The following is a 23,871-nucleotide window of genomic DNA, read 5'->3' on the forward strand; positions in this document are numbered from 1 at the left end:
GCGGGGGGGGGGGGGGGGGGGGCCCCCCCCCACGGCCGTGCGCGGGGCCGGTCTCAGTCGTGCGGCACGACCGCGACCGGGCTGTGCGCGTGGTGGAGGACGGCGTGGGTGACGGGGCCCAGCCAGGGCGCGGCCGGGTGGAGCCGGGGCCGGCGGCGCCCCACCACCGTCAGGCGGGCGCTCCGGGAGGCCTCCACCAGCGCCCGCCCGGCCGGCCAGGCGCTCAGCTCGGCCTGGACCCGGACCTCCGGGTGCTTCTCGCGCCAGGGAGCCAGGGCGTCCTGAAGCCGCATCAGCTCTGCGGCCTCCAACGCCTCCCTGATCTCCCACTGCTCCACTACCGCCTCGGTCGAGTACGGCCCGGCGGGGACCGTCAGGCTCCGCAGCACGCGCAGCGTCGCGCCCTGTGCCGCGGCCTGTTCGAAGGCGAAGGCGACGACCTCCGGGCAGGCCCCGTCACCGTCCAGCCCGAGCACCACGTCGCCGGCGCCGCCGCCCCGGCCGTCCACCCCGGCGCGGAGCAGCACGACCGGGCAGTTCGCGAGGCCAGCCACCCGCAGCGAGACGGCGCCGACCAGCAGCCCGGCGAACCCTCCCAGGCCGCGCGAGCCGAGCACCAGCAGGCCGTTGCGGCCCCCGGCGGCGGCGAGCGCGTAGGCCGGACTCCCGGGTACCTGTTCGCAGGTCAGCTCCAGCCCGGGCAGCACGCTCGCGATGCGGTCCCGGGTGGCGAGCACCGACGGCGGCAACGGCTCGGCGACGCCGTCGGCCTCCCCGGGCGCGGGCGAGCTCGTGCCCCCGACGTGGAGCAGCCGCAGCGGCCGACCACTGCGCTGCGCCTCCTGGGCGGCCCACTCGGCTGCGGCCGTGCTCGGCTCCGATCCGTCGACTCCGACCACTACGGCGTACGGCATGATGACGGTCCCTCCCTCGTTCGACGGTCGCGGCGCGGATGCCGACGACCCCGGTGCGCGATCCACGATCGCGGTCGCCGTCCGCCGGTCCCAGGGGCCGTAAAGCCCCGGGGACGGCCCGAAGGTCCCGGTCAGGTCTCCGGGACGACGGCGACCGGGCAGGCGGCGTGGTGCAGGACGGCGTGGGCGACCGGGCCGAGCGAGCCGGCCCGGGCCGTGGCCCGCCTGCCGAGCACCAGCAGTCGGGCCTTGGCCGACGCCTCCACCAGTGCCAGGCCCGCGGCCGCCCACGCGGTGTGGGCTGCGACCTCGGCCTCGGGATGGGCGGCCCGCCACGGTTCGAGGGCTCGGGCGAGGAGTTCGTCCTCGTCGTCCGGTGCCCCGGCGGCCGAGGCGTGGAGGACGTGCAGCGGCAGTCCGTGGCGGCGTGCGGCGGCGAAGGCGAACTCCAGGGCCGCCTCGGCGGGTCGGCGGGCGTCCAGCCCGACCACGATCTGCTCGCGCGGTTCCGGGCCCGGCGGGTCCACTGGGAGCACCACGGTCGGGCAGCCGGCCCGGGCGGCCAGGTGCAGGGCGGTGGCCCCGACCCGCAGTCCCGGGAAGCCGCCGGCGCCACGCGCGGCGACGACGAGCAGGTCGGCGTCCTCCCCGGCGGCCAGCAGCGCCGTCGGGGCGACGTCGTGGACCTCGTCGGTGCGGGTCTCCAACTGCGGGTAGCGCACGGCCAGGACGTGCCGGACCTCGTGCAGCAGGGCGCCCGGATCGGAGCGCCGCCCGGCGGACCAGCTCGGCAGCAGATGGGGCATCAGGGGCAGGGCGTGAAGGACGCGCAGCGGGCAGCCGCGCAGCAGTGCCTCGCGGGCGGCCCAGTCGGCGGCGGCCAGGCTGGTGTCGGAACCGTCGACTCCGACGGTGACGGGTAGGTCCATGGTGCTGTTCTCCTGACGTTCGGCCCCCCTGGTTTCGGGTCAGCCCTGCCAGGTCCAGTCGATGACCTCGGGTAGATCGGTGCCGTGCTCACGGATCCAGTCGTGGTGACGGGTGCGCTGGTCGGCCATCTGCTGCCGCACCGCGGCGGCCCGGACGGCCAGCCCGGGGACGCGGTCGATGACGTCCATGACCAGGCGGTAGCGGTCCAGGTCGTTGCGGACCACCATGTCGAACGGTGTGGTGGTGGTGCCGGACTCCTTGTAGCCGCGCACGTGCAGGTGCGGGTGGACGGTCCGGCGGTAGGCGAGGCGGTGGATCAGCCACGGGTAGCCGTGGTAGGCGAAGATCACCGGCCGGTCGCAGGTGAACAGGGCGTCGAACTCGGCGTCCGGCATCCCGTGCGGGTGCTCCTCCGCGGGCATCAGCCGGGCCAGGTCGACCACGTTGACCACCCGGACGCGGAGGTCGGACAGGTGCCGGCGGAGCAGGTCGGCGGCGGCCAGGACCTCCTGGGTGGGGACGTCGCCGGCGCAAGCGAGGACGACGTCGGGTTCTCGGGTGCCGTCCTCGGTGCCGGCCCATTCCCAGATGCCAGCGCCGCGGGCGCAGTGGGCCCGGGCCTCGTCGAGGGTGAGCCAGTCGAAGCAGGGCTGCTTGCCGGCGACCACGACGTTGACGTAGTCGCGGCTGCGCAGCACGTGGTCGGCGGTGGCGAGCAGGGTGTTGGCGTCCGGCGGGAAGTAGACCCGCACGGCTTCGGGGCTCTTGTTGAGGACGTGGTCGACGAAGCCCGGGTCCTGGTGCGAGAAGCCGTTGTGGTCCTGACGCCAGACGTGGGAGGTGAGCAGGTAGTTGAGCGAGGCGATCGGTGCGCGCCAGGGCAGGGCGCGGGTGGTGCGCAGCCACTTGATGTGCTGGTTGACCATGGAGTCGACGATGTGGACGAAGGCCTCGTAGCAGGAGAAGAGGCCGTGTCGGCCGGTGAGGAGGTAGCCCTCCAGCCAGCCCTGGCAGGTGTGTTCGGAGAGGATCTCCATCACCCGGCCGTCGTGGGCGAGGTGTTCGTCGACGGGCAGGGTGTCGGCCTGCCACGCCTTGCCGGTCACCCGGTAGACGGCCTGGAGGCGGTTGGAGGCGGTCTCGTCCGGGCCGACCAGGCGGAAGTCGCGGCGCTCGGCGGTGTCCGCCATCAGCTGTGCGAGCAGTTCGCCGAGTACCCGGGTGGGCTCGTGCAGCGTCGCACCGGGCTTGTCGACGGGCACGGCGTAGCGCTCCAGGGACGGCATGGGCAGGTCGCGCAGCAGCAGGCCGCCGTTGGCGTGCGGGTTGGCGCCGAGGCGGCGGGGGCCTTCGGGGACGCGGTCGAGGACCTGCGCCGCTGGACGGCCGTGGTCGTCGAAGAGTTCCTCGGGCCGGTAGGAGCGCAGCCAGTCCTCCAGCTGCCGCAGGTGCGCGGGGTTGTCGCGGACCTGGTCGAGCGGCACCTGGTGGGCGCGCCAGGTGCCCTCGACCGGCAGGCCGTCGACCTCCGCGGGGCCGGTCCAGCCTTTGGGCGTGCGCAGCACGATCAGCGGCCAGTGCGGTCGGCGGGTACCGCCTTCGGCGCGGGCCTCGTGCTGGATGGCGGCGATCCGGTCGAGGGCGGTGTCCATGGCCTCGGCCATGGCGCGGTGGACCGTGAGCGGGTCGTCGCCGCCGACGTACAGCGGGTCGTGGCCGTAGCCGCGGAACAGGGCGTCGAGTTCGGCCTCGGGCAGGCGGGCGAGCACCGTCGGGTTGGCGATCTTGTAGCCGTTGAGGTGGAGGATCGGCAGCACCGCACCGTCGTGAACGGGGTCGAGGAACTTGTTGCCGTGCCAGGAGGCCGCCAGCGGACCGGTCTCGGCCTCACCGTCGCCGATCACGCAGGCGACCAGCAGGCCGGGGTTGTCGAAGGCGGCACCGTAGGCGTGCGAGAGCGCGTAGCCGAGTTCGCCGCCCTCGTGGACGGAGCCGGGTGTCTCGGGTGCGACGTGGCTGGGCACGCCACCGGGGAAGGAGAACTGGCGGAACAGCCGGGCCATGCCGGCCCCGTCGCGGGTGACGTCGGGGTAGGTGTCGGTGTAGCTGCCGTCGAGCCAGGAGTTCGCGAGGACGGCGGGCCCGCCGTGCCCGGGGCCCCAGACGCAGACGGCGTCGACATCCCGGTCCTTGATCACGCGGTTGAGGTGGGTGTGCACCAGGTTGAGGCCGGGCGAAGTGCCCCAGTGCCCCAGCAACCGGGGTTTGATGTGCTCCGGGCGCAACGGCTCGCGCAGCAACGGGTTCGCCATCAGATAGATCTGCCCCGCCGCGAGGTAGTTGGCGGCCCGCCAGTGGGCGTCGAGCGCCCGGATCTCCTCCTCGGAGGGTCCACCGGGAACCGAACTTGGGGTGACGGACATGGCTGCGCACTCCTCGGGTCTGTCGCCTTCACCGACCGCCGACGGTCGGCCGACCTTCATCCTTCCCGCCCCGGCCGAGGTCCGCGCAGGGCCGAACAGGCCCCGTTCCGCGGGATACCGGGGGCCGGTGGTCCCTGCTGTCCACGGCCTCACCCGAACAGCCCCGCACCGCAGTCCGCCCTCGGGACGTACGGCCCCGAAGTGGGGACCGGCGGCCCTGCGTCCAGGTGCGTCGCATGCCACAAGCTGGCGGCACCTGCGCAGCCCGTGCAGGCGCGCCGCACGGCGCGGACGCATGGACAAGTGGGGCAGATCATGATCGACAGCGGGCGCGGGACGAAGGCCTACCTGGTCGGCGGCGGCATAGCGGCACTGGCCGCCGCAACCTTCCTGATCCGCGACGGCGAGTTCCCCGGCGAGAACATCCACGTCCTGGAGCAGCTCCCGCTGGCCGGCGGCTCGCTCGACGGCCGCGGATCCCCGGAACGGGCGTACGTCACCCGGGGCGGGCGGATGCTGGAGGACGAGGCGTACACCTGCCTGTGGAACCTCCTGGAGACGATCCCCACCCTCGACGACGAGAACGTCACGGTGCGGGACGAGATCATCCGGTTCAACCGGGACTGCCCCACCCGTGCCAGGGCCCGACTGATCGACCGGGACCACCACGTCCTCGACGCCGCGCGCCTGGGTCTCGACGCCCAGGACCGGATCGAGCTCGCCCGGCTGCTCGTCCTACCGGAGTCGGCGATCGGCGACCGCCGGATCGACCAGTTCTTCTCCGAGCACTTCTTCGCCACCAACTTCTGGGCGATGTGGCGCACCACCTTCGCCTTCCAGAACTGGCACAGTGCGATCGAGCTCAAGCGCTACTTCCTGCGCTTCCTCCAGGAGTTCCCGCGCATCCACACCCTGGCGGGCGTGCGCCGCACCCGCCTCAACCAGTACGACTCCGTCGTCCGGCCGCTCACCCGGTGGCTGCGGGAGCGCGGTGTGCGCTTCGAGCACGGCGTCACCGTCACCGACGTCGACTTCACCGAGCAGGACGGCATCCGCCGCGCGAAGCGCCTCCACGTGCTCCGCGACGGCCACCGGGAGAGCGTCGAACTCGCCGAGCTCGACCTGGCGTTCATCACGCTCGGCTCGATGACCGCCGATGCCGCCTACGGCGACGACGACACCGCACCGGAGCTGATCCGGGACAAGCGGGACGGCAGCTGGACTCTGTGGGAGACCATCTCCCGCAAGGCACCGGACTTCGGGCAGCCGGCGGTCTTCAACGGCAACGTCGGCGAAGCCGCCTGGGAGTCCTTCACTTTGACCATGCGAAGCCCCGCGCTGCTCAAGCGCATCGAGGAGTTCAGCGGCAACGCCCCGGGCACCGGCGCGCTGATGACCTTCAAGGACTCGCCCTGGCTGATGTCGATCGTCGTGCCCCGTCCGCCGCACTTCGAGGGCCAGCCCGAGGACGTCTTCACCCTCTGGGGCTACGGCCTGTTCGTCGACACGCCCGGCGAGTACACCGGCAAGGCGATGGCCGAGTCCACCGGGCAGCAGATCCTCACCGAACTCCTCGGCCAGCTCGGCTTCGACGACATCGCCGACGAGGTCCGCGCCACCACCACCGTCACCACCGTGATGATGCCCTACATCACCAGCCAGTTCGCCCGCCGCTCGGCCCACGACCGGCCCCGGGTGATCCCGCACGGTGCCCGGAACTTCGCCTTCCTCGGCCAGTTCGTGGAGATCCCCGAAGACGTGGTCTTCACCGTCGAGTACTCGGTGCGCGGCGCCATGCACGCCGTCTACCGGCTGCTCGGCCTCGACAAGCCGATCCCGCCCGTCCACCACGCCCTCTCCGATCCGAAGACGGCGTTCCGCGCGCTGAAGACCGCCTTCGGCTGAGCGCGCGACAGCTCCCCGAGCCGAATGGCCGAGGGCGCGCACCCGAGATGTCTCGGGTGCGCGCCCTCGGCCATTCGGGACCTTGGGCCTCACCCGCGGACCCGGCCGGCCCTGGGGATGCAGGATCGCCATCGGCGAGGCTGGTCCCCGACCTCGGGCGGCTGTGCCCGGGCAGTCCCGAGCAACGGAAAGCAGGGCCCTCCCATGAGCAAGTACATCCTGGCCGGTATCGACGGTTCGGCCGAGAGCACCGCGGCAGCGCAGTGGGCGGCCGACGAAGCGGTGCGCCGCGGCCACGCCCTGCGCCTCGTCCACGCCTGGACCTGGGAGGACGACGTCCACGCCGATCCCGGCCAACCGGCCGAAGTGCGCGCCCTGACCGAGCGCATGCTCGCCAACGCCGCGCAGCAGGTGCGCTCGGCCCACCCAGGGCTGGAGGTGCACACCAGCCTTCTGCCCGGGCACGAGCCGACCGCGTCCCTCCTCGCTGCCGCGGCCGAATCCGAACTGCTCGCCGTCGGTTCACTGGGCCTGGGCGGCTTCGAGGGGCTGCTGGTGGGATCGGTCGGCCTGAACGCCGCGGCACGATGCGACGTGCCCGTCGTCCTGGTCCGGGCCGCCCAGACACAGCAGGCCGACGCCCGCGACGCCGCCGAGGTGGTCGTCGGCATCGACACCCGTGCCCCGGCGAACGAGGTCATCGACTTCGCCTTCCAGGAGGCCGCGACCCGCGGCACCGTGCTGCGCGCCGTTCACGGCTGGACTCCTCCGCCGGTCTGGGGCTACGCGGGCTGGGTGGCACCGCAGATCGAGACCGAGCAGTTCCGCACCATCGAGGACGAGTTGCTCAGCCAGGTACTCAGCGTGTGGCGGGACAAGTACCCGCACGTCGCGGTGATCGAGGACAGCCGGATCGGCAGCAGCGCCGGCGCGGTGGTGGACACATCCCGCAACTCCGCACTCGTCGTGGTCGGCCGCCACCGGCGCCGCCACCACCTCGGCCTGCGCCTCGGCCCGACCGCGCACGCGGTGATCCACCACGCACAGGCCCCGGTCGCCGTCGTCCCGCACGACTGAAACGCCGCACGTGCCCTACCGGACAGGGCGCGGAACGATGACGCCCCGATGCCGCGTCCACCCCGGGGTGGACGCGGCATCGGGCTTCCGGCCTGCGCTTGACCCGCGTCGGCGCCGTCTGCACTCCGCGAAGTGGGTGGAGTGGAGTCCGGCGGGCACCGGTGCGAGTGAACGGCCGGCAGGCCGGGGTCCCCCGGAGGCGACGGTGTGGATCCGCACTCAGCGGTGCGCGCGGGACCGCTTCACGTCCGGACCACCGCGGAATGCCACGGCCCGCCACCGTTGCTTCGGTGGCGGGCCATTCGCGATCACGTCCGGGGCGGCCCCGGGGCGGCCCCACCCGCTCCCGGTGACCTTCCCGGGCCCGGCTGGTCCCCCAGCCGCCGGGCCGGCTACTGCGCGGGGGTGATGACGCCGTAGTGGCCGTCGTACCGGTGGTACAGGACGTTGCCGCGCCCGGTCTCGCTGTTGGTGAAGAAGACGAACGGCAGGCCGCTGAGGTCGAGCCGCGAGACGGCGTCGGCGACGGTCAGTTCGAGCACGGCCTGGGTACTCACCGCGATTCCCGGCTCGGCTTCGGGCACCGCTCCGGCCGAGACGATCCGGTACGCCCCCGTCGCCCCGTCGTGGTGGACGACGCTGTCGCAGCCCGTCGCCGCGTCGGTGTACAGGTGGAAGTCGTAGTCCATCGCCTCCAGTTCGAACACCGCCGCCCACGTGGTCTGCCGCGCGAGGCTGTAGGTCTTGTGCCGCTCGATGCGGCGTTCCTCGGCGCCCAGCACCCGGCGCTGCGGCCGGTGTTCCCGCCCGGTGGCGGACCGCTCGGCGTGGTGGCGGTGGTGGCGGTGGGTCCGGACGCGGGCGATCCTGGCGTTCAGCCGGTCCTGGAGCAGGTCGAGGGCCTCCTGCATCGTGGTGGCGGCGACGTGGGCCCGTACGGGCCGCCCGTTGAGATCGAGCGTGGCCTGCGCGATCGACGGCTTGGCGACCGCATGGTTGGGCTCCTGGGTGAGCTTCACCCGGACGGCGAGAACCGGCTCGTCGAGGCGTTCGAGCACCGCGAGCAGCTTGGTCCGGGCGTATTCGGGTGCGGCCAGGGAGACTTCGCCGCGGGTCGCGACCTGGACCTCGGTGGCGGGGCGGGTCTGCAGACGGGTCATCACGGTTTCCTTTCCGGGTGGCTTTCAGACTGCCGCGCGCTGGTGCGCCGGACCGAGGGCCGCAGGTCCCGCCGGCGACGCCTTGGGTCCCTGACCTGCGGTCCCCGGCAGTGAGCGGACGGTGGTGCCGGTGGTTCCGAGGAGCGTGCCCAGCGCGTTGTCCAGCGGGCCGATGGCGGCGATTCGGCCGGTCCGCTCGGCGAATTCGGCGGCGGCGTCGGCCTTGGGTCGCATCGAGCCCTCGGGCAGGGCCAGTTCGCGCAGCTGCTCGGGGGTCGCGGTGACCAGCGGGCCGGGGTGGGCCGCGCCGTAGTGGGTGAACACGTGGGTGACGTCGGTGAGGATCAGCAGCGCGTCGGCGTCGAGCTGTCGGGCGAGCAGGGCGGCGGTGAGGTCCTTGTCGACGACCGCTTCGACGCCGCGTACCCGGTCGGTGTTCGGATCGCGGGTGACCGGGACGCCTCCGCCGCCGGCGGCGATGACCACGGCGCCGGTGGCCAGCAGGGCGCGGACGGCGGGGACCTCGACGATCGCCTTCGGCTGCGGGGAGGGGACCACGCGGCGCATGCGCGTGCCGTCCCGCGCGGTGGTCCAGCCGCGCTCGATCTCCATCATCCTGGCCTGGTGATCGGTGAGTTGCCCGCCGATGAACTTGGCCGGCCGTTGGAAGGCGGGATCGTGGGGGTCGACCTCGGTGTGGGTCACCAGTGCGGTGACGGCGCGGCCCGGCAGGCGGCCCATGAGCTCGCGGGCGAGCAGGGTGCCGATCATGCCCTGGGTCTGGGCGCCGAGGACGTCCAGCGGGTACGGCGCGGTGAGCGCCGGGTCGGCCTCGCTCTCCTGGGCGAGCAGGCCGATCTGCGGCCCGTTGCCGTGGGTGATCACCAACTCGTGTCCGGCGGTGACGAGTTCGGCGAGCGAGCGGGCGGCGTCGTGTACGTGGTGCTGCTGGACGGCGGCGTCGGGGTGCTCGCCCCGCTGGAGCAGGGCGTTCCCGCCGAGGGCGGCGACGATGCGCATGGTCACTTCCTCCCGAGGGTGGCGACGAGGATCGCCTTGATGGTGTGCATGCGGTTCTCGGCCTGGTCGAAGACCAGCGAGGCCGGCGACTCGAAGACCTCGTCGGTGACTTCGAGGCCGTCGAGCCCGTGCTCGGCGGCGAGTTCGGCGCCGAGGTCGGTGCGGCGGTCGTGCAGGGCGGGCAGGCAGTGCAGGAAGGCGGTGTCCGGGTTGCCGGTCGCGGCCATTGTCTTCGCGTTGACCTGGTAGGGCAGCAGGCGGGCGATGCGCTCGGGCCACTGGGCGTGGTCCTCGCCCATGGACACCCACACGTCGGTGTAGAGGAAGTCCGCGCCGCGCACGGCCTCCTCGACCTCGTCGGAGAGGGTGATCCGGGCGCCGCTGTCCTGGGCGAGCCGCCGGCACTCGGAGACGAGAAGCGGGTCGGGCCACAGCTCGCGCGGGGCGGCGATCCGCACGTCCATGCCGAGCAGACTCCCCATCATGAGAAGGGAGTTGGCGGTGTTGTTGCGGGCGTCACCGAGGTAGCAGAAGGAGATCTCCTCCACCGGCTTCCCGCTGTGCTCGCGCATGGTGAAGACGTCGCACAGGCTCTGCGTGGGGTGGCAGGCGTCGGTCAGGCCGTTGTAGACGGGGACGCCGGCGTGGCGGGCGAGTTCGGTGACGGCGTCCTGGTCGAAGCCGCGGTACTCGATGCCGTCGTACATCCGGCCGAGGACCCGGGCGGTGTCGGTGACGGTCTCCTTGTGGCCGATGTGCGAGCCGTCCGGGCCCAGGTAGGTGGTCATGGCGCCCTGGTCGGCCGCCGCGACCTCGAAGGCGCAGCGGGTGCGGGTGGAGTTCTTCTCGAAGATCAGGGCGATCCTGCGGCCGGTCAGCCGAGGCGTCTCGGTGCCCGCCCGTCGGGCGGCCTTCAGCTCGGTGGCGAGGTCGAGGAGGTGGTGGATCTCGGCGGCGGTGAAGTCGAGTTCGCGCAGGTAGTGGCGGCCGCGCAGGTCGATGGTCATTGCTGTTTGCTCCTCGGGTCGGCGGGGTGGGGTGGGTCAGTTGGCGGGGTCGCGCTGGATCGGGCAGCTCATGCAGCGCGGGCCGCCCCGACCGCGGCCGAGCTCGGAACCGGCGATGGTGACGATCTCGACGCCCTGCTTGCGCAGGTGGGTGTTGGTGGTGGTGTTGCGCTCGTAGCCGACGACCACACCGGGGGCGAGGGCGAGGAAGTTGCTGCCGTCGTCCCACTGTTCGCGCTCGGCCGCGCGGGCGTCCTGCTCGGCGGACAGGAAGCGGACCTTGTCCAGGTCGAGGGCTTCGGCGAGCGAGACGGCGAAGTCGGTGTCGGTCCGTACGTCGAAGCCGGCCGGGCGCTCGGGGGCGGGGGTGAGGGTCCACGAGCGGAGCTGGTCGGCAAGGCCCGGGTAGAGCGTGAAGGTGTCCCGGTCGATCATCGTCATGACGGTGTCCAGGTGCATGAACGCCCGGCTCTCCGGCAGCCGGACGGCGATCAGCCGGTGCGCGGTGTTGGTCAGGAACAGCTGCTGGGCGAGGGTTTCGACGGCTGCGGCGGTGGTGCGCTCGCCCATGCCGACCATGACGACGCCCGGCGCGATGACGTGGACGTCTCCGCCCTCGATGCTGAGCCCCGGCGCGGTGGTGGTGCCGTCCAGCAGCGGGGGCGCGGTCTCGGCGAACAGCGGGTGGAAGCGGTAGATCGCGGCGGTGTGCAGGGTCTCCCGCCGCCGGGCCGGCTTCGCCATCGGATTGAGGCTGTAACGGGCACCGATCCAGCAGGAGTTGTCGCGCGGGAAGAGGTGGTTGGGCAGCGGCGGAAGGGCGAAGTCCTGCTCGCCAAGGGTGTTCCACACCAGGCTGTGCGGCTTGCGCAGCGGCAGGTCGTCCTTGAGGACACCACCGATCAAGTACTCGGCCAGCGTCGCGCCGTCGAGCTGTTCGCACAGCTCGCGCACCGGCTCGACCAGGGCAGGGCCGACGATGGCCGGGGTGACCACCTGCCCCAGCAGCCAGGACCGGGCCGGCGGCAGGTCGAGGGTCTCGGCGAGCAGGTCGGCGTAGTGGTGCACGCGCACACCATGGTCGCGCAGCACCTGGGCGAAGGCGTCGTGCTCCTCGCGGGCGCGCTTGGCCCACAGGATGTCGTCGAAGAGCAAGTCGTCGACGTTGCGCGGGGTCAGCCGGGACAGCTCCAGGCCCGGACGGTGCAGGATCACCTGACGCAGGCGGCCCGCTTCGGAATCGACACGCAGGGTGGACATCGTTGGTGCTCCTCGGGTTTCAGTGGTGGTGGCGCGGGGTCAGCGCTCGGCGGAGGATGGTCGGCAGGCCGACGGGCCCGGCGGTGCGGGCCGCCTTCAGCGGCGGCTCGTGGCGGGCCGGCCCGGTGCCGGCGGTCGGGGCGACGGCGCCGGTGGCAGCCGTCGTGGCGGGCCGGGCGTTCGGCCGCTTCAGCCAGATGTAGACCGGGATGCCGAGCAGGATGGTGAACAGGCCGTAGTAGACCGTCTGGTAGCCGCTGCCCTGGATCGACCAGTACGAGAAGGCCAATGCCAGGACGGTGACGGTGACGTCGCGGGCGAGGCGGCGGCGGTCCAGTTCTTCCCGGCCCTGGCGGACCAGCCAGTACAGCTGGGCGGCGGCCGAGACCAGGTACGGGATGACGGCGGTGAGCACGCTCAGCAGCACGATCTCGGTGAACACCCGGGTGAACCGGGTGTAGCTGATCACGGTGAGCAGCGAGGCGAGGACGGTCGCCGAGACGATGCCGAGGACGGGTACCTCGCCGCGGCCGCGGGTGCCGGCGAAGGCGGCCGGGAACAGCCCGTCGCGGGCGGCGGCCATCGGCATCTCCGCGCAGATCAGGGTCCAGCCGTTGAGCGCGCCGAGCCCGGACACGATCGCGGCGGCGGCGACCAGGTTTCCGGCCCAGGTACCGCCCGCGATGTTGTTCATGGCGTCCGTGAACGGTGCGGCCGAGGCGGCGAGTTGGCCGTGCGGGACGGTGCCGAACACGGCCAGGGTCCCGAGCAGGTAGATCCCCGCGCAGGCCAGGGTGCCGTACACGGTGGCCCTGGGCACGTTGCGCTTCGGGTCCCGCACCCGACCAGCCGCCACCGAGGCGGTTTCCAGGCCGATGTAGCTGAACAGCGCGATCGCCCCGGCCGCCGACACGGCGCCCAGCGCCGAGCCGCCGCTCGCGTTGAAGGCCCCGAAGTTGCCGGACTTCACGAACAGCAGGCCGGCCGTCGCCATGAACGCCAACGGCAGGAACTTCAGCACCGTGGTGACCACCTGGAACGCGCCGATGTTCCGCACGCCCGTCAGGTTGACGGCCGCGGGCAGCCAGAGCCCGGCCAGCGCGATGGCGATCGAAGTCCCGTTGTGGTGGCCCTTGTTCACGAACACCTCGACGTAGCCGACCCAGGCCACCACGATGGCCGCGTTCCCGGCCCACGCCGTGATCCAGTACGACCAGGCTGTCAGGAACCCGGCGAACTCGCCGAACGCCTCCCGGGCGTAGACGTACGGGCCACCGCTGCCCGGCACCCGCTCGGACAGCCGTCCGAAGGTCACCGCCAGAGCCAACGCCCCGACGGTCACCAGCACGAACGCCACCAGCGCGATCGGCCCGTACGGCGCGAGCGCCGACGGCAGGGCGAACACGCCGGTACCGATGATGCTGCCCACCACCAGCGCCGTCGCCGCCGGCAGCCCGAAGGACGTGCTCCGCCCCTGCGGGCCGTCCTCCGACGTACTCGCCGATGGTCTTCCGCTGTCGTGTACGGACATCAGGGGCTCCTTTGCCGGGTTGGATCATGCGGACGGGACCGGTCTCCGCCGTAGCCCGCCGCAGAAGATCCTCGAACCTGCGAGCAGCGCGTCCCATGGGCCAACGGTCCCGCTCCCCGCACCGGCGGTCCCTGCTTCACCTGCCCGATGGTCCCGAGGGCGCCGGGTCGCGCACCGGCGCGCGGCACATCGCCGGATCGCCCCTGGCGGGACCACCGGCCCATCACTGGGTTCCGTCGGTCCCTGGGCTCCGACGAGGCCCGGCGGCAGATTGGTGGGGCAGCCGGGTGGCAGTCGTTCCCGGCACCCTCATCTCGATCCCAAGGGGATAGCTGTGACGACACGGAAGGTCCTGGTCGGCCTCGACGGCTCACCGCAGAGCGAGACCGCCGCCTTGTGGGCGGCGGCGGAGGCCCACCGGCTCGGAGCGGCCCTGTGCCTTCTCCACGTCTGGCCCTGGCTGAGCGGCGAGGAAGTGGAGCATCCGAGGTCCGGCGACCTCAGGCCCGCCGCGCTCGACGCCCTCACCCGCGTCGCCGACCGGATCCGCCTCACCCACCCCGGCCTGACGGTGGAGACCGCGGTGAGGCCCGACGACCCGGTGGACGGACTGGTCGCCGAAGCACGGGAGCAGGAACTGCTGGTGCTCGGTTCCCGGGGTCTAGGGGGATTCGCCGGACTGCTCGTCGGCTCGGTCTCACTCGCCGTGGCCGCCCGCACGACCGTTCCGACGGTCCTCGTCCGCGAGACAGCGCCCCTCCCCCACCGGAACGCCGGAACCGCCGGTGAGGTCGTGGTCGGGCTCGACTCCCGCGAGCCCGCGGAGGCCGTCCTCGCATTCGCGTTCGCGGAGGCGGAGCGCCGCGGCGCCGCACTGCGCGCCGTCCACGGCTGGGAACCGCTCCCCGCCTGGGCCTACGGAAGCATGATGCCGCCCCCGATCGACATCCCCGGGCAGGAGTGCACGGAGTCCGCCCTGCTCTCACAGCACCTCACGGACCACCGCAGGAGGCATCCGAACGTGGCGGTCGTCGAGGACGTCCGGCTCGGCGGCGGGGCGAAGGCCCTCCTGGACGCCGCCGCCGGTGCCGAGTTGGTCGTCATCGGTCGACGCGAGCGCCGCCATCGCCTCGGCATGCTGCTCGGGCCCGTAGCCCACGCCGTGCTCCACCACTCCACCGCCCCGGTGGCAGTGGTCCCCCATCCGTGAGAACGGACCGCGCCCGCCACCGCCGTCCACCGAGACGTTGACGAAGGAGTACCGACATGACCACCGTTCCCGGGCCTGCCGGTCCGGTCCCGAGCTTCCGCAACCACCTGCGGCAGTCGTTCCGGCGGGACGGCAACCCGCTGGTCCGCCCGATCGACCGCTCACGCAGCCGGGCCCTGCTGTTGACCGCGCTCGGCATCGGGCTGGCCCTGCTCTGCAGCGCCGGTGCGGCGACGGCCGACTTCGCCTCGGTCCGACATCGGGACTCCGTGACGGCCACCCGCCTGCACGGTGTCCAGGCAGTCGCGCTCACCCCAGCACAACGTCGGATCGAAGCCGGCACCGGAAGGACGCGGTACGAGGCCGACGCCGCATGGACCTCCCCCGACGGCCACAACACCACCGGAACCGTCGCTGTCCCCGGCAACACCGTCGCTGGTTCGGCCGTCGGGGTCCAGGTCGACGACACCGGCCGGCCCGTCCCATCCCCTCCCGGGACGATCCATACCGCCGCCGAGGCGGCCGGCCTCGGGCTCCTCATCTTCGGCGGCCTCGCCGCTCTCCTCATCGCCGGCCTCAACATCCGTCTGATGGTCCTCGACCACCGGGCCGACCAGGTCTGGCAGCACTCCTGGGTGCTTTTCGAGCCCCTCTGGAGCGGCCGCACCCCACGCGACAACCGGGCAGGCTGACACCACCGGCCGCGTCCACGGACGAACCACACCGGCGAAGCCGACAGCTCGGCTCTCGGAAGGAGACGGCATCATGCCCGAACAGCTCGTCAGCAACGACGCCACCAGCCCCGCCCACCAGGTGCTCCCCGCCGCCGCATGCGCCGCCCCGTCCATCCACAGCACTCAGCCGTGACGGTTCCGGATCGATCCGCGGGTCCACACCGTCGAGGTGTTCTCACACCCCCTGCGAACGCTGCCGCACACCGACCCCCGCGGCAGAGCGCTGCACATGTCGGTCGGCGCCGCCCTGTTCAACCTCCGGGTCGCCGCAGCCCATCTGGGGCCGGGAACCGGTCGTCCGGCCGCTACCCGACCCGGACGTCCCTGACCTGCTGGCCGTCGTCCGTCTCGCCGGACGGCCCCGGCGGCCCTGACCCGACGACCGGACCTGTACCGGGCGATCTGGCGGCGCCGCAGCAGCCGCTTCCCGTTCACCGCCGAGCCGGTGCCCGTCGCCGTCCTCACCAAGATCTCCGAGGCCGCCCACCAGGATGGTGCGCAGCTCTGGCTGCCGGAACCCACCGGCCGACTTCGCCTGCTCGGGCTCACCGCCGAGGCAGAACAGCGCAACGGCCGGAACCGGGCGTGCCTGGCCGAAGGCCTGGACTGGATCGCCGGCCCTGGCAGCGACGCGGGCCTTCCACCTCGCGCCCTCGGCGTCCTGGACTCCGTCGGCCGGGTACCGATGCGGGACTTCTCACCACGGCTCACGGCGGACAGGCGGAGGGGGACGAGTACGAACGCGACCCGCACATCCTCATGCTCGCCACCCGGGACGACCAGCCCGCCGACTGGCTGCGCGCGGGCCAAGCCCTCCAGCACACCCTGCTCCTCCTCACCCCCACGGCCTGCGCGTCCCACTGCTTCACCAGGCCATGGAATGGCCCGATCTGCGCGACCGGGATGGCCCGGGCCCTGCCGCAGCGCGGAGCACCCCGGATGCTGCTGCGCGTCGGGCGGTCCTGCGGGCTTCCCCACTCCGCGCCGGCCGCCAGCCCTGGCGACCGGTCAGCCGGTGCCGGGGTTCGCCGCCGCGCCGGCCGCCGTGGCCTGACGGCCCGAGGGCACCCGCGTGGCGGGAGTCACGGCAACGCCGACGAGCCGTCCTGACGCCCCACATGTAATAGGGCCGTCCGGCCCTACCAACTCGACCCCACATCCCGCACACTGCGGTGAGATCTGTACGACCTGCCGCTGGGGCAGGCTGAACATGGAGCGGTGATGGCGGACGACACGGCGGGCGACGCGGGCAGCCCGGTGAAGGTGTTCCTCCTCGACGACCACGAGGTGGTCCGCCGGGGCGTGCACGACCTGCTGGACGCGGAGCCCGGCTTCACGGTGGTCGGCGAGGCCTCCACGGTGGCGCAGGCGCTCACCCGCGTTCCGGCGCTGCGCCCCGACGTCGCGGTCCTGGACATGCGCCTGCCCGACGGCGACGGCGTGACCGTCTGCCGCGAACTGCGGTCCCGGATGCCGGAGCTGGCCTGCCTGATCCTCACCTCCTTCGACGACGAGGAGGCCCTGCTCGACTCGATCATGGCCGGTGCCGCCGGCTACGTCCTCAAGCAGATCAGCGGCACCGACCTCGTCTCCGCGGTCCGCACGGTCGCCTCCGGACAGTCCATGCTCGACCCGGGCGCCGCCACCCGGCTGATGGCCCGGCTGCGCGGCGAGGCCGCGACCCAACAGCCGTCCGATGCCCCGCAGCTCACCGACCGCGAACGCGAGATCCTCGCCCTGGTCGGCGAGGGCCTGACCAACCGGCAGATCGGCCAGCGGCTCTACCTCGCCGAGAAGACCGTCAAGAACCACATCTCCCGTCTGCTCGCCAAGCTCGGTGTGGAGCGCCGGGTCCAGGCCGCGATCATCGCCACCGAGGTACTGACGGGCCAGGGCCACCCGGCGACCCGCCGGACCGTCTGAGCGGCACTCGCACCCGGGCCGAAAGCACCCGGTGCACGGGGACCATCCGGAGGCCTCCCGAGGGACCATCAGCCCCTCGCGGAAGGACATGCCCCCACCGAGCATGGATGCCATGACCGCCGAATTCACACCACTGGACGAGCTGGAATGCCTGAGACTTCTCGGCAGGACAGCCGTGGGCCGATTGGTCTATACCGTTGGTGCGCTGCCGGCCGTCATGCCGTTCCGTTACCGGATCGCGGCGGACGGCAGCGTCCTGCTCCACGCCCACACCGACTCCGAGATCACCCGAGCCGTCGCCGACGCGGTCGTCGCCTTCGAGGTGAGCGCACTCAGCGAGGCCGACGGCAGCGGTTGGAGCGTCACCGTCCTCGGGCGGGCGGACGTCACATCCGACATCCTGGAGGGCCGCCCCGTTCCTGCCGTCGTGCCCGCACCTGCAGAACCGGCCGCCGGCCACGTGACCATCCGCATCCGCCCGGAACTGGTGACCGGGCGTTCCCTGCCCGGTTCACCCCCCTGCGAGGCGTGACCGGCCCCGCGAGCACGGCCGGCCGGTCCTCACGCCAGCGGAGCGGACCAAGTCAGCCGCGTGCCTCCTTCGGTCGGACTGATCACCTCGAACGCGCCCCCGAGGCCTTCCGCCCGCTCGGCGAGATTGCGCAGGCCGCTGCGCCGTCCCTGCTCGGGGACGCCGACACCGTTGTCCTGCACCGTCAGCACGACCTGCTGCCCGGTGGCCTGCAGCACGACCTCCACGCGGTTCGCCTTCGCGTGCCGGGTGGCATTGCTCAGCGCCTCCCCCAGGACGGCCACGACGTGTTCCGCGACCTCCGCCGGGACATCGGTGTCCAGCAGGCCCTCCATGCTCAGCCGGGGTGGGAAGCCCAGGACGGCCTGCGCCTGTTCGACGGCCCGCATGGCCCTGGCCCGCAATCCCTGCCCGGCGTGATCCTCGCGCGCTCGGAGCCCGAAGATCGTCGATCGGATGATCTTGATGGTCTCGTCCAGGTCGGCGACCGCACGCAGCACCCGGTCCGAAGCACCCGGGTGTTCGATGAACCGGGCCGCGCTCTGCAAGGTCATCCCCGTGGCGAACAGCCGCTGGATGGCCAGGTCGTGCAGGTCGCGGGCGATCCGGTCGCGGTCCTCCAGCATCGCCAGTTGTTCGGCGTCGCGTCGGCGCTCCGCCAGCTCCAGGGCCAGCGCGGCCTGGTCGGCGAACCCGAGTAGCGGTCCGATCTCCCGCTCGGTGAACTCGGACTCGCCGGTCTCCCGGGCCAACAGCAGCACACCGTCGATCTGCCCCTCGGCCCGGCCCAGCGGCACCGCGACCGCCGGTCCGAGCCCCTCGAACCTCCGAGGGCCGACGGACAGCCGCGGATCGCTTGCCAGGTCGACCGTGGTCGCCGGCACCCCCGACGCGCAGGCCTCCCCCGACAGGGAGCCCTCCAGCGGCACCACCAGGCCCGCCCGACTGCTCGCGTCGCCGCCCAGCGCCAGCTCCACCCGCACCGTGTCCGTCCCGGCCACCGGTACGGACACGTCGGCCAGGTCGGCGCCGGTGATCTCCCGCGCCCGCTGCGCGATCAGTTCCAGCACCTCCGAGCGTGAACCTCCCGACAGCAGGCTCCGGGTGATCTCCGCACTCGCACTCAGCCAGCGCTGCTGACGCTGGGCCTCCTCGTACAGCCGGGCATTGTCGATCGCCACGCCGGCCGCGACCGCCAGGGTGGCGATCACGGACTCGTCGTCGGCGTCGAACTCCTCACCGTCCCGCTTGTCGGTCAGGTAGAGGTTCCCGAACACCTCGTCGCGCACCCGTACCGGAACGCCGAGGAAGGTCCGCATCACCGGGTGGTGCGCCGGGCAGCCGTATGAGGACGGGTGCTCCGACAGCTCCTCCAGTCGCAGCGGCTCGGGGTTGCGGATCAGCTCGCCGAGGATGCCCCGGCCCGTCGGGTACAGGCCGATCTTCGCGATCTCCTCCGGGGACAGCCCCACGGTCAGGAAGTCGGAGAGCGTCTCGCCGTCCGGCCCGATCACGCCGAGCGCCGCATACCGGGCGTCCACCAACACGGCCGCGGCTTCCACAATCCGCCGCAGCACCTGCGTCAGGTCCAGCTCGCGCCCGACCGACAGCACCGCCTCCAGCAGGCTGTGCACCCGGTCCCGGGTGCCCCGGGCCGCGTCGATCCGCGCCTGGAGTTCCTCCAGCAGCTCGTCCAACCGCAGCTGCGGTATCCGCGACGGCGCCCCGTCCCCACCCATGCGGGCCTCCCTTCGTCCTTGTCACCAGCCGGTCGATTGTTGCAGAAGCCGACCGCCGCCAGTCGGAGCAGGCAACGCCTCCGACCTGGCGAGAGCCCGAGTCGGCGCACGCGGCGGCGGGCGGCGGTACCGCTCGGCCGAGCGCCGCGGTCTTTTGGGCGGAGTCTCCCCGGTGACCGGATCCCTGCCCGTCGGCCGCCTCGCGGGTGCGCCACTACGCGTGCGCTGGAATGCTCCCTTGCCGACCGGCCTGGTACGGCAGGCCCTGCCCAGCTTGGCCCCGGACCACTCGGCCGCCGCCTACACCACCGCAGGTGCGGGCACGGCCATGGCGCTGATGGCACGAGGCCGCCCACGCGCACGCGGCCGGAACGCCGACATGGAGGTGACGGACAACACCGTCCGGGCCCTGGGCGGGACGACCCGCTGCGACCAGCCCGTGTCCCCGAAGGCAGCGCTGGTCATCGCGGTCGCCGGTCCGGCCACCAGTCCGGCCGTCGGAGTCCTCGCCCTCGGCACCGGCGTCCTCCTGCGACCGAATGCGCGCTGGACGTTGGTCACTGCGCTGCTCGCCTGGCTCGGGGGCGCAAATCTTGTGCTCGGTATCGTCAACCTGCTTCCCGCGGCCCCATGGACGGCGGGCAGATCCTGCAGGCCGCGCTGTGCTGGCGCGGCACCGACCGGGACGGGGCCGACCAGACGGCCGACCGGGCCGGCCGGGCCGTGGTCCTGTTGCTGGCCGCCTTCGGCACCGCGTTGCTCCTGGATGGAGCGGGCGATGGCCTGTGGCTCATGGCCGTCGGGCTCTTCCTCGCCGCGAGCGCCGCGGCCGAACGAGGCCGCTCGGTCCTCGAAAGCACGCTCCGGGGCGTACGCGTGGCCGACGCCATACCCTGGCAACCGTCCGCCTGGACGGCTGGTTCCGGTCCGGTCGCCCGAGGCCGTGCGAACGGGCACTGCCCGACACCGACCACGTCCCCTGGGACCACCGGCCCCAAGACCGGGGCCCATCGGTTCTGCCCCTCACCGCCCGGCAGTTGATTGACTCCTGTACGGCACGGCCCTCGGGCGCCGCTCGAAGGACCGGGCGCGAGGGCCGCGAGACGACGGGACTCCCAGGAGGTTGTGGTGGGCGCGGCAGCAGAAACGGTCGGGCACAGCATGGTCCGATCGGTCACCCGCGATCCGCGGGCCCGCACCACGGTGGTGCGACTGAGCGGCGAACTGGACGTGCTCACCGCGTCCGAGCTCGTCCCGGAACTGCTGGGACTGGCGAGTGACGGCGACCGGGAACTGGTGCTGGACCTGTCCGGCGTCAGCTTCTGCGACAGCGCGGGGGCAAGCGCCTTCCTGCAGGTGAACCGACGCCTGCCCACGGGCACCAGGCTGTTCCTGCGCGGCGTCGCCCGACAGCCCGCGAAGGTGCTGCGGCTGCTCGGCCTGTACCGGTCCGTGCCGTGCGAGTTCACGCAGCCAGCCCGGACCTGATCCCGTCCCCGCGGAACAGGTCATTGTGAGAAGTTGTGAGAGGCTCACACCGACACTGTCGAACCGTCAGAGGACGTTAAGTCCGTTTCTGGTAGATGCCTCGTCCGGGTTGGGTGAGGAAGCCCTGGCGGGTGAGGCGTCCAAGGCGGGAGCGGGTGACATTCAGGGAGGGGTCGTCGGTGGGCCAGCTGAGGAGTTCGTGCAGTTCGCGGACGCGGAAGGGCTGGTCGGGGTGGTGGTTGAAGGTGTCCAGGACCTGCTGGTAGGCGGTAGCCGGTTCGTCGGGCTGGGGGTCGGTGCCGTCTGGCGTGATCTCCTGGACGATCTTCCGGGCCGTGGCCGGCTCGGCCAGGCGCCCCTCGGTCTCGGCCAGGGCGGTGGTGAGGTGCTCGATCTGCCGCCGTAGGTCGTCGGCCCGGGCCATGGCCTGTTCATGCCGGACCTGGACGTCCTTCAGGAGGTCGGCGACGTTCACGCGGCCACCTCGTAGGCGTCGCGCCAGGCTGGGGCGGGGGTGGTGAGGCGGCGGGCGCGGCGGATCGGCGTCGACGAGATCTCCTACCGCAAGGGGCAGAAGTACATGACCGTCGTCGTCGACCACGACACCCGGCACGTGGTGTGGATGGCCGACGGCCACGGCAAGGACGTGCTCCGCTCCTTCTTCGACGCCCTGGGTGCCGAGCGCGCCCACCGGCTGACGCACATCAGCGCGGACGGCGCGGAGTGGATCGCCGACGTCGTCGCGGAGCGCGCCCCGAACGCGATCCGCGCCATGGATCCCTTCCACGTCGTGGCCTGGGCCACCGAGGCCCTGGACGAAGAGCGCCGCGCCAGCTGGAACCGGGCCCGGCGCGAGGCCGCCGACCCCGAGCTGGCCAGGCGGCTCAAGCACTCCCGACACGCACTGTGGAAGAACCCTGAGGACCTTACCGAGCGCCAGAGCGCGAAGCTCGCCTGGATCGGCGCCAACGACCCCCGCCTGGACCGCGCCTACCTGCTCAAGGAAGGACTGCGCACCGTCTACCGCATCGCGAAGACCGAAGGGCTCGTGGCCGCCGTGACCGCCCTGGACCGCTGGCTCACCTGGGCCCAGCGCTGCCGCATCCCCACCTTCCTGGACCTGCGGCGGAAGATCAGGCGGCACTACGACGCCATCATCGCCGCCATCGCCGAGCAGTTGAGCAACGGCCTGATCGAGGCCACCAACACCAAGACCCGTCTGATCATCCGCCGCGGCTTCGCCTTCCGCACCGCCGACGCCGTCATCGCCCTCGTCATGCTCTGCCTCGGCGGCAACCGACCCACCCTGCCACCCCGCCAACCCGCATGATCACACCCACAGGTGCGTCAGAAGAGCCGTATTTCATCGGTGCAGCCATGGCAGAGTCCCTTCTTACGACCTATCAGGTCATGTCCGGCAATCTTCCGCACCTCGTGGGAACCTCACCCTCGCGGATACGTCCATCGCGTGCGCACCTTCTCGGTTGGACAGCCGCCCAACGTGCCGACTGCGGACCCGGCCGGGGACCGTCCCTTCCGCCGTAGCCCGGGCGGCGGCGAAATGCAGCGGAACGACGGCCAATCGGATACCGGCCGCTTGACGGGCCCGTGCGGCTGGCTGGCGTTTCGCCGGCTGGAGGGACACTCGCCGGATCGAAGGCCCAACGGGCCGCCGCCGAGGACCTTCGGCCCTCGGTCCGGCGTCGCCCGTCCGGTTCGCTATGACTGCCGGACGGGATCCGCGTTCGATGCCCCGGCCCCGCCAACCAGCGGCGCTCACGCGATCCGCCGCCGTGCCTGAAGAGGAGTACCTCTTGCTTTCCGCCGAATCAGCCCGGGTGGTCCGCGCCACCCTGCCCGCCGTCGGTGCGGCCCTCGATGAGATCACCACTCGGTTCTACGCCACCATGTTCGCCGAGCGCCCCGAGCTCCTGGACGGGATGTTCAACCGGGGGAACCAGGCCAGCGGCGCGCAGCGCCAGGCGCTCGCTGGCTCGATCGCGGCTTTCGCGAGCATGCTGCTGGAGCACCCCGGTATCCGCCCCGACGACCTGCTGGCCCGCATCGCGCACAAGCACGTCGCGGTCGGCGTCACCGACGACCAGTACACGATCGTGCACAAGTACCTCTTCGGTGCCATCGCGGAGGTGCTGGGTGAGGCGGTGACGCCGGAGGTGGCGGCGGCCTGGGACGAGGTCTACTGGCTGATGGCCGGCGCCCTGATCGCCCAGGAGGCCCGGCTCTACCAGGACGCCCAGGTCGAACCCGGGATGATCTGGCAGCAGTGGACGGTCGTGGAGCGCCGCGAGGAGACCCCGGACACGGTCTCCTTCCTGCTCCGACCCGCTGACGGCTCCGCCGCGCCGCCGGCCCGGGCGGGCCAGTACGTCAGCCTGCGCGTCCTGATGCCGGATGGCGTGCACCAGCTACGCCAGTACAGCCTCTCCGGTGCCTCCGGCGGCCGGCTGCGCCGGATCACCGTCAAGCGAGTCCACGGCGACGGCCCCGACGGCGAGGTCTCCACCCTGCTGCACCGCACCGTCCGGGCCGGCGACGAACTCACGCTCTCCGTCCCGGTCGGCGATGTCGTCCTCGACGACACGGACTCGCCGCTGCTGCTCGTCTCCGCCGGGATCGGCTGCACCCCGATGGTCGGCATGCTGGAACACCTGGCCGCCACCGACTCCGGCCGACCGGTCCTGGCCCTGCACGCCGACCGCTCGCCCGCCGATCACGCCCTGCGCGCCGACACCCACCGGCTGGTGGCCCAACTGCCGGACGCCCGCTCGGTGTTCTGGTACGAGGAGCCCTCGGCTGAGGAACCGCACGCCCGTGCCGGACTGATGGACCTGACCGGCATCGATCTGCCCGCGGATGCCACCGTGTACCTGTGCGGCGCGCTGCCCTTCATGCGGGCGGTCCGCGAGCAACTGCTGCGCGCCGGGATACCCGCCCGGCGCATCCGCTACGAGGTCTTCGGCCCCGATCTCTGGCTCGCCGACGCCACGGCCTGACCCA

At 72.4% G+C, this 23,871-nt stretch carries 20 protein-coding genes; 10 read left to right on the forward strand and 10 right to left on the reverse strand.

Annotation, left to right across the window (positions count from 1 at the left end):
• Positions 1 to 53: 53 nt before the first annotated feature.
• The 3 genes from ACH4J0_RS27640 to ACH4J0_RS27650 all read right to left on the reverse strand — a co-directional run bounded on the left by ACH4J0_RS27640 (position 54) and on the right by ACH4J0_RS27650 (position 4,267).
• On the reverse strand, positions 54 to 914 hold the full coding sequence (locus tag ACH4J0_RS27640) for a universal stress protein (RefSeq protein WP_396243303.1): 861 nt from the start codon (positions 912 to 914) through the stop codon (positions 54 to 56).
• 131 nt (positions 915 to 1,045) lie between these two features.
• Entirely contained in the window at positions 1,046 to 1,843 is a 798-nt protein-coding gene (locus ACH4J0_RS27645) for a universal stress protein (RefSeq protein WP_396243304.1), read from the reverse strand.
• A 39-nt stretch (positions 1,844 to 1,882) separates the two neighbouring features.
• Complete coding sequence (locus tag ACH4J0_RS27650; protein ID WP_396243305.1) at positions 1,883 to 4,267, reverse strand: phosphoketolase; 2,385 nt, start codon at positions 4,265 to 4,267, stop codon at positions 1,883 to 1,885.
• Between the two features lie 315 nt (positions 4,268 to 4,582).
• Between ACH4J0_RS27650 and ACH4J0_RS27655 the strand changes: the two genes are divergently transcribed.
• Together ACH4J0_RS27655 and ACH4J0_RS27660 are read left to right on the forward strand one after the other, a co-directional pair.
• On the forward strand, positions 4,583 to 6,172 hold the full coding sequence (locus ACH4J0_RS27655; protein WP_396243306.1) for an oleate hydratase: 1,590 nt from the start codon (positions 4,583 to 4,585) through the stop codon (positions 6,170 to 6,172).
• 204 nt (positions 6,173 to 6,376) lie between these two features.
• Positions 6,377 to 7,249 (forward strand): universal stress protein, encoded by an 873-nt coding sequence (locus ACH4J0_RS27660; RefSeq protein ID WP_396243307.1) that lies wholly within the window; start codon positions 6,377 to 6,379, stop codon positions 7,247 to 7,249.
• A gap of 392 nt (positions 7,250 to 7,641) precedes the next feature.
• Here the strand turns inward: ACH4J0_RS27660 and ACH4J0_RS27665 are convergent, their stop codons facing one another.
• The 5 genes from ACH4J0_RS27665 to ACH4J0_RS27685 are packed head-to-tail and all read right to left on the reverse strand — an operon-like array spanning position 7,642 to position 13,128.
• A complete protein-coding gene (locus tag ACH4J0_RS27665) occupies positions 7,642 to 8,409 on the reverse strand; it encodes an HPF/RaiA family ribosome-associated protein (RefSeq protein WP_396243308.1) in 768 nt (255 codons plus the stop codon).
• A 24-nt stretch (positions 8,410 to 8,433) separates the two neighbouring features.
• Positions 8,434 to 9,429, reverse strand: coding sequence for a carbamate kinase (locus ACH4J0_RS27670; RefSeq protein WP_396243309.1), 996 nt, complete (start codon positions 9,427 to 9,429; stop codon positions 8,434 to 8,436).
• A gap of 2 nt (positions 9,430 to 9,431) precedes the next feature.
• Positions 9,432 to 10,436, reverse strand: a complete 1,005-nt coding sequence (gene argF / locus ACH4J0_RS27675; RefSeq protein ID WP_396243310.1) for an ornithine carbamoyltransferase — start codon at positions 10,434 to 10,436, stop codon at positions 9,432 to 9,434.
• A gap of 36 nt (positions 10,437 to 10,472) precedes the next feature.
• Entirely contained in the window at positions 10,473 to 11,696 is a 1,224-nt protein-coding gene (locus ACH4J0_RS27680) for an arginine deiminase (protein WP_396243311.1), read from the reverse strand.
• 19 nt (positions 11,697 to 11,715) lie between these two features.
• Positions 11,716 to 13,128 carry an amino acid permease gene (locus ACH4J0_RS27685; RefSeq protein ID WP_396243342.1) on the reverse strand — a complete coding sequence of 471 codons (1,413 nt, stop codon included), beginning with the start codon at positions 13,126 to 13,128 and terminating at the stop codon, positions 11,716 to 11,718.
• Positions 13,129 to 13,561: 433 nt separating this feature from the next.
• Here ACH4J0_RS27685 and ACH4J0_RS27690 point away from each other — a divergent pair, with 433 nt between their 5' ends.
• The 4 genes from ACH4J0_RS27690 (at position 13,562) to ACH4J0_RS27705 (ending at position 17,626) form a co-directional block, all read left to right on the forward strand.
• The gene (locus tag ACH4J0_RS27690) at positions 13,562 to 14,437 is read left to right on the forward strand and encodes a universal stress protein (RefSeq protein ID WP_396243312.1); all 876 of its coding nucleotides are present in this window, start codon (positions 13,562 to 13,564) and stop codon (positions 14,435 to 14,437) included.
• Between the two features lie 56 nt (positions 14,438 to 14,493).
• Complete coding sequence (locus ACH4J0_RS27695; RefSeq protein ID WP_396243313.1) at positions 14,494 to 15,129, forward strand: hypothetical protein; 636 nt, start codon at positions 14,494 to 14,496, stop codon at positions 15,127 to 15,129.
• Positions 15,130 to 16,392: 1,263 nt separating this feature from the next.
• Positions 16,393 to 17,094: a response regulator gene (locus tag ACH4J0_RS27700; protein ID WP_396243314.1), complete on the forward strand. Its 702-nt coding sequence runs from the start codon at positions 16,393 to 16,395 to the stop codon at positions 17,092 to 17,094.
• A gap of 112 nt (positions 17,095 to 17,206) precedes the next feature.
• A complete protein-coding gene (locus tag ACH4J0_RS27705; RefSeq protein WP_396243315.1) occupies positions 17,207 to 17,626 on the forward strand; it encodes a pyridoxamine 5'-phosphate oxidase family protein in 420 nt (139 codons plus the stop codon).
• A gap of 29 nt (positions 17,627 to 17,655) precedes the next feature.
• On the opposite strand, the gene ACH4J0_RS27710 is transcribed toward ACH4J0_RS27705, so the two are convergent.
• Complete coding sequence (locus ACH4J0_RS27710) at positions 17,656 to 19,365, reverse strand: GAF domain-containing protein (RefSeq protein WP_396243316.1); 1,710 nt, start codon at positions 19,363 to 19,365, stop codon at positions 17,656 to 17,658.
• A gap of 630 nt (positions 19,366 to 19,995) precedes the next feature.
• Between ACH4J0_RS27710 and ACH4J0_RS27715 the strand changes: the two genes are divergently transcribed.
• The gene (locus ACH4J0_RS27715; protein ID WP_396243317.1) at positions 19,996 to 20,406 is read left to right on the forward strand and encodes a hypothetical protein; all 411 of its coding nucleotides are present in this window, start codon (positions 19,996 to 19,998) and stop codon (positions 20,404 to 20,406) included.
• A gap of 87 nt (positions 20,407 to 20,493) precedes the next feature.
• Positions 20,494 to 20,853, forward strand: a complete 360-nt coding sequence (locus ACH4J0_RS27720; RefSeq protein ID WP_396243318.1) for an STAS domain-containing protein — start codon at positions 20,494 to 20,496, stop codon at positions 20,851 to 20,853.
• Between the two features lie 76 nt (positions 20,854 to 20,929).
• Here the strand turns inward: ACH4J0_RS27720 and ACH4J0_RS27725 are convergent, their stop codons facing one another.
• Positions 20,930 to 21,328: a hypothetical protein gene (locus ACH4J0_RS27725; RefSeq protein ID WP_396243319.1), complete on the reverse strand. Its 399-nt coding sequence runs from the start codon at positions 21,326 to 21,328 to the stop codon at positions 20,930 to 20,932.
• 39 nt (positions 21,329 to 21,367) lie between these two features.
• On the opposite strand from ACH4J0_RS27725, the gene ACH4J0_RS27730 reads away from it, so the two are divergent.
• The gene (locus tag ACH4J0_RS27730) at positions 21,368 to 22,183 is read left to right on the forward strand and encodes an ISL3 family transposase (RefSeq protein WP_396243320.1); all 816 of its coding nucleotides are present in this window, start codon (positions 21,368 to 21,370) and stop codon (positions 22,181 to 22,183) included.
• A 484-nt stretch (positions 22,184 to 22,667) separates the two neighbouring features.
• The gene (locus ACH4J0_RS27735) at positions 22,668 to 23,867 is read left to right on the forward strand and encodes a globin domain-containing protein (protein WP_396243321.1); all 1,200 of its coding nucleotides are present in this window, start codon (positions 22,668 to 22,670) and stop codon (positions 23,865 to 23,867) included.
• Positions 23,868 to 23,871 lie beyond the last annotated feature (4 nt).

Origin of the sequence: Kitasatospora sp. NPDC017646 (assembly GCF_044329365.1) — a bacterium.
GTDB lineage: Bacteria > Actinomycetota > Actinomycetes > Streptomycetales > Streptomycetaceae > Kitasatospora.